7 protein-coding genes and 1 pseudogene are annotated in these 7,745 nt (G+C 73.7%); 4 read left to right on the plus strand and 4 right to left on the minus strand.

The annotated features are described in order from the left end of the window. Positions 1-1,179: pseudogene (locus tag IE311_RS36325) on the plus strand (DEAD/DEAH box helicase); the annotation flags it as partial. A gap of 130 nt (positions 1,180-1,309) precedes the next feature. After that, positions 1,310-2,197, plus strand: coding sequence for an alpha/beta fold hydrolase (locus tag IE311_RS36330; protein ID WP_189836181.1), 888 nt, complete (start codon positions 1,310-1,312; stop codon positions 2,195-2,197). Between the two features lie 9 nt (positions 2,198-2,206). Here IE311_RS36330 and IE311_RS36335 read toward each other — a convergent pair whose 3' ends face one another. Beyond that, positions 2,207-3,136 carry an NYN domain-containing protein gene (locus tag IE311_RS36335; protein WP_189836182.1) on the minus strand — a complete coding sequence of 310 codons (930 nt, stop codon included), beginning with the start codon at positions 3,134-3,136 and terminating at the stop codon, positions 2,207-2,209. Between the two features lie 175 nt (positions 3,137-3,311). Between IE311_RS36335 and IE311_RS36340 the strand changes: the two genes are divergently transcribed. Then, positions 3,312-3,464: a hypothetical protein gene (locus IE311_RS36340; RefSeq protein WP_086024648.1), complete on the plus strand. Its 153-nt coding sequence runs from the start codon at positions 3,312-3,314 to the stop codon at positions 3,462-3,464. 101 nt (positions 3,465-3,565) lie between these two features. Here the strand turns inward: IE311_RS36340 and IE311_RS36345 are convergent, their stop codons facing one another. The 3 genes from IE311_RS36345 to IE311_RS36355 form a co-directional block, all read right to left on the minus strand. Next, positions 3,566-4,171 carry a MarC family protein gene (locus IE311_RS36345; RefSeq protein ID WP_189836183.1) on the minus strand — a complete coding sequence of 202 codons (606 nt, stop codon included), beginning with the start codon at positions 4,169-4,171 and terminating at the stop codon, positions 3,566-3,568. A 289-nt stretch (positions 4,172-4,460) separates the two neighbouring features. After that, positions 4,461-5,324 carry a PHP domain-containing protein gene (locus tag IE311_RS36350; RefSeq protein ID WP_189836184.1) on the minus strand — a complete coding sequence of 288 codons (864 nt, stop codon included), beginning with the start codon at positions 5,322-5,324 and terminating at the stop codon, positions 4,461-4,463. Between the two features lie 275 nt (positions 5,325-5,599). Beyond that, a complete protein-coding gene (locus IE311_RS36355) occupies positions 5,600-6,238 on the minus strand; it encodes a DUF6758 family protein (RefSeq protein ID WP_189836185.1) in 639 nt (212 codons plus the stop codon). Positions 6,239-6,417: 179 nt separating this feature from the next. Between IE311_RS36355 and IE311_RS36360 the strand changes: the two genes are divergently transcribed. Then, positions 6,418-7,647, plus strand: a complete 1,230-nt coding sequence (locus IE311_RS36360) for an MFS transporter (RefSeq protein WP_189836186.1) — start codon at positions 6,418-6,420, stop codon at positions 7,645-7,647. The last annotated feature ends 98 nt before the right edge of the window (positions 7,648-7,745 follow it).

Genomic DNA, 7,745 nt, shown 5'->3' on the forward strand with positions numbered 1-7,745 from the left:
CGGGTCGAGGCGGCTCCGGTGGCCCAGGCGGCGCCGGCCGCGCCGGTCGAGGCGGCGCAGGCCCCGGTCGTCGAGGCCCCCGTCGCCGAGGCCCCGGTCGCTGCCGCGAAGGCCCCGCGCCGCCGTGGCCGCGTCGCCGCCCGTCCGGAGGCCGTGAAGGCCGCGCCCGTCTCCCCGGCCCCCGTGGCCCAGGAGCCGGCTCCGGCGCCGCGTCGCCGCCGTGCCCGTATCCGTCCGGTCGAGGACACCGTCTCCTTCCAGACGGTGGAGACGGCCGCCGCCGCCCTGCGCGCCGCGCCGGTCGCCCCGGTCGTCGAGGCCGCTCCGGCGCCCGTCGTCGAGGCCCCGGTCGAGGAGCCGAAGAAGACCCCCCGTCGCCGGACCGCCAAGAAGGCCGTCGCCGTCGCGGAGCCGGTCGCCCAGGCGGTCGCCGAGCCGGTCGCCCAGGCGGTCGCCGAGCCGGTCGCCCAGGCGGTCGCCGAGCCGGTCGCCCAGGCGGTCGTCACCGAGACCGTCGTCGCCGCCCCGGTGGTGGCCGAGCCGGTCGCGCCCGTCGTCGAGGCCCCGGCCACGGCCGAGGTCCCCGCGCCGCGTCGTCGCCGTGTGGTGCGCAAGGCCGCCGGTTCGCCGGTGACCTCCACCCCGGTCGTCGAGCCGATCGTCGAGCCGGCGCCCGCGCCGGTCGTCGAGGAGGAGTCGAAGAAGCCCGCGCGTCGCCGTGTGGTCCGGAAGGCCGCCGGTTCGCCGGCGAGCTCCACCCCGGCCGAGACGGTGATCGTCACGGCCCCGGTGGTCGAGGCCGCTCCGGCCCCGGTCGTCGAGGCCCCCGTCGCCGAGGCCCCGGTCGCTGCCGCCCCGGCAGTCGAGGCCCCGGTCGAGGAGCCGAAGAAGGCCCCCCGTCGCCGGACCGCCAAGAAGGCCGTCGCCGTCGCGGAGCCGGTCGCCGAGACCGTCGAGGCTCCGGCCGCCGAGGAGGCCCCCAAGGCTCCCCGTCGCCGCGCGGCCAAGAAGACGGTCGCCGCCGAGGCGCCCGACGCCTCGGAGCCGAAGACGCCGACGCGTCGCCGTACGACGAAGAAGGCCGCCGCGGAGCCGGTCGCCGAGGCCGCCGAGGCCGAGGCTCCGAAGGCCCCGCGCCGTCGCACCACCAAGAAGGCGGCGGCTCAGCCGGAGAGCTGATCCCGTCCCGCCTCACGACCGCGGCCCGACCCCTCTCCGGGGCCGGGCCGCGGTCGTGTCGTCGACCGGTCCGGGCGGGCCCGCCGGGAGCGCCTGAGCCGGTTCCGGTCCGCGCGGTTACAGTCCAGACATGAGCAAGCCCCGGTCCCTCGTCCTGCCGCCCGGTACCCGCGCCCGCCTCCTGGTGACGGCGCGGGGCGACTTCGCCGTACTCGACACGGAGGCGCGCGGCGAGCGGCGCGGCACGGTTCTGCTGCTGCCCGGGTACACCGGCAGCAAGGAGGACTTCCTGGCCCTGCTCGGGCCGCTGAGCGAGGCCGGGTACCGGGCCGTGGCGGTGGACGGCCGCGGTCAGTACCAGTCGCCGGGCCCCCGGGGCCGGGCCGGCTACCGGCGCAAGGCGCTGGCGCTGGACGCGGTGGCGCAGGCCGCGGCCCTCGGGGACGGTCCGGTCCATCTGCTCGGCCATTCCTTCGGGGGCCTGGTGGCCCGTGCGGCGGCGTCGTTCGCCCCGGCCGCGTTCCGTTCCCTGACCCTGCTCTCCTCGGGCCCCGGCCGGGTCGCCCGGCCGCAGCGGATCCGGGTGCGGGTGCTGCGCGGCGCGCTCGCGCTGCTGCCGAAGGAGCGCGTGTGGCAGGCGATGTGCTGGCTGGACAGCCGGGGCGAGGAGCCGGACACGGACGACGCGCCGGAGCTCGCGGGCTTCCTGCGGCGCCGCTGGATGCGGACCCGGATCGCTCAACTGGCGGGCGCTGGACGGCTGTTGCTCAGCCGTCAGGACGGTACGGCGGAGCTGGCCGCACTGCGGATGCCGCTGCACATCGCGTACGGGGCGGACGAGATGGTCTGGCCCACGTCGGCCCTCGCGGCGGCGGCAGCCCGCACCGGAGCGCACCACACGGTGGTGGCGGGCGCGGGCCACTCCCCCAATGTGTCGCACCCGCGGGAGCTGACGGACCGGCTCACCGCCTTCTGGGAGCGGTCGACCGCCCCGGCGGAGGTCGGCTCGGCGCGGTGAGACCCGCCGTCAGAACTGCCCCTTGAGGTGCTGCCAGAAGCCGTCCCGCAGGGCGCGCCGGAGCGAGGCGTGGCCGCGCAGGGAGCGGCTGAGCAGGCGCTCCGCCTCGACGAGCAGATCCTGGTCGACCGGCCCCGGGAGGTAGGGCGCGCCCGGCAGGAGCTCGGAGAGCCGGTCGCGGCCGCGCTCGCCGAGCCAGGTCGCCGCGATCTGGGCGCCGACGAAGCGCACCTCCTCGCGGGAGGGCGGCGGCTCGCCCTCGTTCTCGTAGGTGGTGACGGGGCGGCGGGTGACGTACGGGCGGCAGAACTCGAGCTCGAAGGTGCGCTGGCTGTCGACCTCCCAGAGGAGCGCCTCGGCCTGGTTGCGTCCCTCGGCCGCCTCGATGCCCCAGAGGTGGACGCGGGCGCCGTAGCCCTGGGCGGCCTCGACGGCCGAGACGAGGTCCTCGTCGCCGCCGACGAGGGCGGCGTCGCTGATGGCGCGGTGGCGGGCGAGGGACTCCAGATCCGTGCGGATGAGGGAGTCGACGCCCTTCTGCTGGTTGTTGGCGTTGAGGTTGCCGAGGCGCACCTTGACGTCGGGGAGCTCGGCGATGGCCTGCTGCTCGGGCGTGTGGATACGGCGTCTGGCCCCGTCGTACCAGTAGACGCGGAGCAGCCTGCTGTCGGCGAAGATCGTGCGGGCCTTGTCGATGAAGGCCTCGATGAGCCCTTCGGCGTCGAGGTCGAAGGAGCGCCGGTCCTCGGTTCCCGTCACCAGCAACCCGGCCGCAGCATGGACGTAACCTGCGTCGACGAAGATGGCGTGGGTGGAGGGCGTCTTGGCGACCTCGGCCAGCATCCGCTGGAGGAGCTCATTGGTGCGCTCCAGGCGCGCGTCGAGTGCGCGGAGGCGGGCGTCGGTCTCGGTCACCTGAGTGGTGTCTGCGTCGTTCATACGGGGCTCATTGTCCGCCGCTCCGAGCCCGGCCGCCACACCCTCCTACCGGTCAGTAGTTAGCCATCCGAAAATTTTCCTTAGCGTAAGGAATGTTTGCAGGATGCATGTCGTTGGACCCGTACGTAACGCAGTTCTCCATCAGGAGGATCAACTCAGACGAAGGGAGAAGCCTGTGCGCTTCGAAATCCTGCGACTCGACGACATCGACGGCACGCCCGTCGACCGGACCGTCGTGGACGCCGCCTCCGTCAACCGGATCGTGCAGCAGGCCGCCTCGATCGGCCAGCGCATCTGGATCCGCCCCGCCGAGACCTCGGCCTCGTAACAGGTCGGGTCCACCCCACGCACCGCGCCCCCGCACGGACTTCGCAAGAGCGGAATCCGTACGGGGGCGCAGTGGTGTCCCGGGGGGGCTCCCCCGGACAGTCACGCGTTCTGGATCACCTGCGTGATGCCGTTGATGATCTGCTGCACCGCGATGGCGGAGAGCATCATGCCGGCGAGCCGCGTCACCAGGACCACGCCGCCGTCCTTGATGACCCGGATGATCAACAGCGAGTAGCGCATGGTCAGCCAGAGCACGACGTGCATGGCGACGATGGCGGCCCAGACCGAGACCTGCGCGGCCGCGCCGTCGGCGTTCTGCACGGCGAGGATGACCGAGACGATCGCACCGGGTCCGGCGAGCAGCGGCATGCCGAGCGGGACGAGGGCGACGTTCACGTCCTTGGTCTGCTTGGGCTCGTCGGTCTTGCCGGTGAGCAGGTCGAGCGCGATGAGCAGCAGCAGGAGACCGCCCGCGATCATCAGCGCGGGGACGGAGACATGCAGATACGCGAGGATCTGCTGCCCCAGGATCCCGAAGATCGTGATGACGCCGAGGGCCACGGCGACGGCCTGCCAGGCCATCCGGCGCTGCACCTTGGCCGGGCGGCCCGAGGTGAGGGCGAGGAAGATCGGGGTGATCCCGGGGGGATCCATGATCACGAAGAGGGTCAGGAACAGCGAGCCGAAGACGGCGACGTCGAACACGGTGGGGTGCCTTGCGGGAGATGCGAACAGTGGGGTGTGGCCCGTGCGGGGCGGAATGCAAGATTCCGGAGGCAGGGCAGGAAGAGCGCCACCCCGCGTACGGCTCGTTGCCGTACGGAGGCGGACCAGGAAGAAGGAGCCCTCGGGGCCTGCGCGGGACAGGACACGCTCCCGCGCCGGCGAACCGGTGCGCGGAGCGGGCGGACGGACCGGCGGCCCGGCCGGGGAACGGCCGGGAAACGGGTCCCGCGAAAGGGCCGGCCGCACGAAGGGGCCGGAGGCCGGGGGCCTAGGCGGCGGGTCCCCCGGCACCGGGGACCGGGAAGGCCCCCGCGGCACGGCGGGTGATCTCGCCGTAGATCTCGGGGTCGGTCGTGTACTCGCCGAGGCGGCAGGTCTTGCGGCTGCCGTGGTAGTCGCTGGAGCCCGTGGTCAGCAGACCGAGCTCCTTCGCGAGCCCGCGCAGCCGTGCGCGCGTCGCCTCGTCGTGGTCCATGTGGTCGACCTCGATGCCGTCGAGTCCGGCCTCGGCGAGCCTGGCTATCGAAGCCTCGGGCAGCACCTGTCCGCGCTTGACCGCGAGCGGGTGCGCGAAGACGGTGACCCCGCCGGCGGCCTTGACCAGGCGGATCGCGTCGACCGGGTCCAGCTCGTGCTTCTCGACGTACGCCCGGCCGCCGTCGGCGAGCCACTCGGGCGTGAACGCCCCGGACACGTCCGGTACGACCCCGAGCTCGACGAGCGCCTCGGCGACGTGCGGGCGGCCCAGGGAGCCGTCGCCCGCGATCCGGGCCACCTGCTCCCAGGTGACGGGAACGCCCAGCTCCTGGAGCTTGCCGACCATGGCCCGGGCGCGCGGCACCCGGTCGTCGCGGACGAGCTCGCGCTCGGCGAGGAGCGCGGGCTCCGCGGGGTCGAAGAGGTACGCGAGCATGTGCAGGCCGATGCCGTCGACACGGCAGGACAGCTCGGCGCCGGTGACGAGGGTCAGCCCCTCGGGAAGCGCCGCGATCGCCTCGGCGTGGCCCCGGGTGGTGTCGTGGTCGGTCAGCGCGACGACGTCGAGCCCGGCGGCGGCCGCGTTGCGGACGAGCTCGGCCGGGGAGTCCGTACCGTCGGAGGCCGTGGAGTGGGTGTGCAGATCGATGCGCACGACGCGTTGCTCCAGGAACTCGGCACGGACGAGGGACGCTCCAGCATAACGGGCGAATCGAACACGCAGGTACGGAACTACGGGGCCCGCGACCCCTGATTCCGGGGTGCGGGACCCGACTCACCGCCGCACCGGACACGGACTCCCCGCGGTACGGACCGACGCACCCGGCACGGACCCTCCTCGGCGCGGACCGGCTCGTCGACACACGGAAGGCGGACCTCCGGCGTACGGAACCGGGCCCATCGGCGAACGGGCCCCGCCCGTACGCCGATCTAGCCCAGCAGCCTCGGCGTCAGCGCGCCGCACGGCAGGAGTTCGACCTCGGCGCCCGCGTCCCTGAGGTCCGTCAGGACCAGCTCGTCGTACATCAGCAGGCCGGACTGCTCGGGCCAGACGATCGCCCACAGCCAGAGGCCGCGCGCCTCCCCCGCGAAGACCGCGCGGTCCTGCGGGGCGCCGTTGACGTGCCAGAGCGGGGTGGGGCGCCCCGCCGCGAGCACCTTCGTCTGCGGGGGCTTCTCGATGGCCATACCGGCGCCGGGGTCGGGGCCGTCGATGCCGGCGTACCGGGCGCCGAGGCCGACGCCGAGTTCCTCGGCGATCAGGAGCAGTTCGCCGAGGCCGCCGAGCGGTCCGGGGCCCGAGCAGGCGACGGCGGTCGCGCGTCCGCCGCTGCGGTCGTCACCGGCGTACGCGACGCCGGTGAAGAGCCAGCCGACGGGCAGGGGCCACGGCATCCACACCGGCACCTGGGACCGGTGCACCACGACACCGAGGGCCTCGACGCTGGGCGGGATCACGGGCTGGAGCGGGTGCACCGAGCCGTGCACGTCGCACTGCCAGGAGTCGGCGAAGAGCCCCGGCGCCCTGACCCGGCCACCACACTTCGGACAACTGGGTTCGCCCCTCATAGGGCTCAACGGTCCTACCCCCGGGGCCCCGCGTCAAGGACGATCACCGACGATCACCCGTCCGGCCCGTGCCGTTCACCTCGCGTCCCACCGGCCACATAGATGTAGCTTGCACTTATTAGCGCGTCTAACTTATTCTGTGTATATCGCAACCATCTCGACGCGGAGGAGCGGCACCCATGGAGAGAGCAGAAGAGAACGGCGGCGGGGGCGGCATACTGCGTCAGCCGCCGGCCGTCTGGGCCACGGCCGGCGCCTCCGTCGTCGCCTTCATGGGCATCGGCCTCGTCGACCCGATCCTGCCGTCGATCGCCCAGGGCCTGCACGCGACGGCCGGCCAGGTGTCGCTGCTCTTCACCTCGTACTTCCTCATCACCGCCGTCGCGATGCTGGTGACCGGATTCGTCTCCAGCCGCATCGGCGGACGCAGGACCCTGCTCGGCGGACTCGCGCTCGTCGTCGTCTTCGCCGCCCTCGCCGGCACCTCCGACACGGTCGGCCAGCTCGTCGGCTACCGGGCGGGCTGGGGGCTCGGCAACGCGCTCTTCGTCTCCACCTCGCTCGCGGTGATCGTCGGCGCCGCGGCCGGCGGCAGCGCGACGGCGATCCTCCTGTACGAGTCGGCGCTCGGCCTCGGCATGGCCTGCGGGCCGCTCCTCGGCGCGGTGCTCGGCGACGCCAGCTGGCGCTACCCCTTCTTCGGCACGGCGGCGCTGATGGCGATCGGCTTCCTGTGCATCGCGGTCTTCCTCCGGGAACAGCCGAAGCCCGCCCGCAGGACCTCACTGCTCGACCCGATCCGGGCGCTCGGCCACGGCGGGCTCGCCTCGGCCGCGGCGGCCGCCTTCTTCTACAACTACGCGTTCTTCACGGTGCTCGCCTTCACCCCGTTCGTGCTGAACATGACGCCGTACAAGTCCGGGGCGGTGTTCTTCGCGTGGGGCGTGCTGCTCGCCGTCTTCTCCGTCCTGGTCGCACCCCGGCTCCAGCGGCGCTTCGGCTCGCTCACGGTGCTCGGCGGCTCGCTGGTGCTGCTCGCCGCCGACGTGGTGGTGCTCGGTTACGGCGACCACACCACCGCGATCGTCTGCACGGTCCTGTCGGGAGCGTTCATCGGCGTCAACAACACCGTCTTCACCGAGCTGGCCCTCGGCGTCTCGGACGCCCCGCGCCCGGTGGCGAGCGCGGGCTACAACTTCGTCCGCTGGTTCGCCGCGGCGGCCGCCCCGTACTTCGCCCCGAAGATCGAGGAGTGGAGCGACGTCCACATGCCCTTCGTGGTGGCGGGCGTGGCCGCGGTGATCGGCGCCGCGATCGTCCGGGTCCGCCGCGCCGCCCTCACCCACGAGGCCGAGGAACTGGCCCCGAGGCACGCGACGGAGGACGGCGTCGGCGTCTTCGCCGGCTGAGCTCCGGGCCGCGGGCACTCCGGGCAAGGGAAGGAAGGCCGGGGGGCGGAGCCTCGGCGCTCCGAGCACGGCCCGCGGGCCGCGGCCCGCGGGCCGCG

This window comes from Streptomyces zaomyceticus (genome assembly GCF_014656215.1).
GTDB lineage: Bacteria > Actinomycetota > Actinomycetes > Streptomycetales > Streptomycetaceae > Streptomyces > Streptomyces zaomyceticus.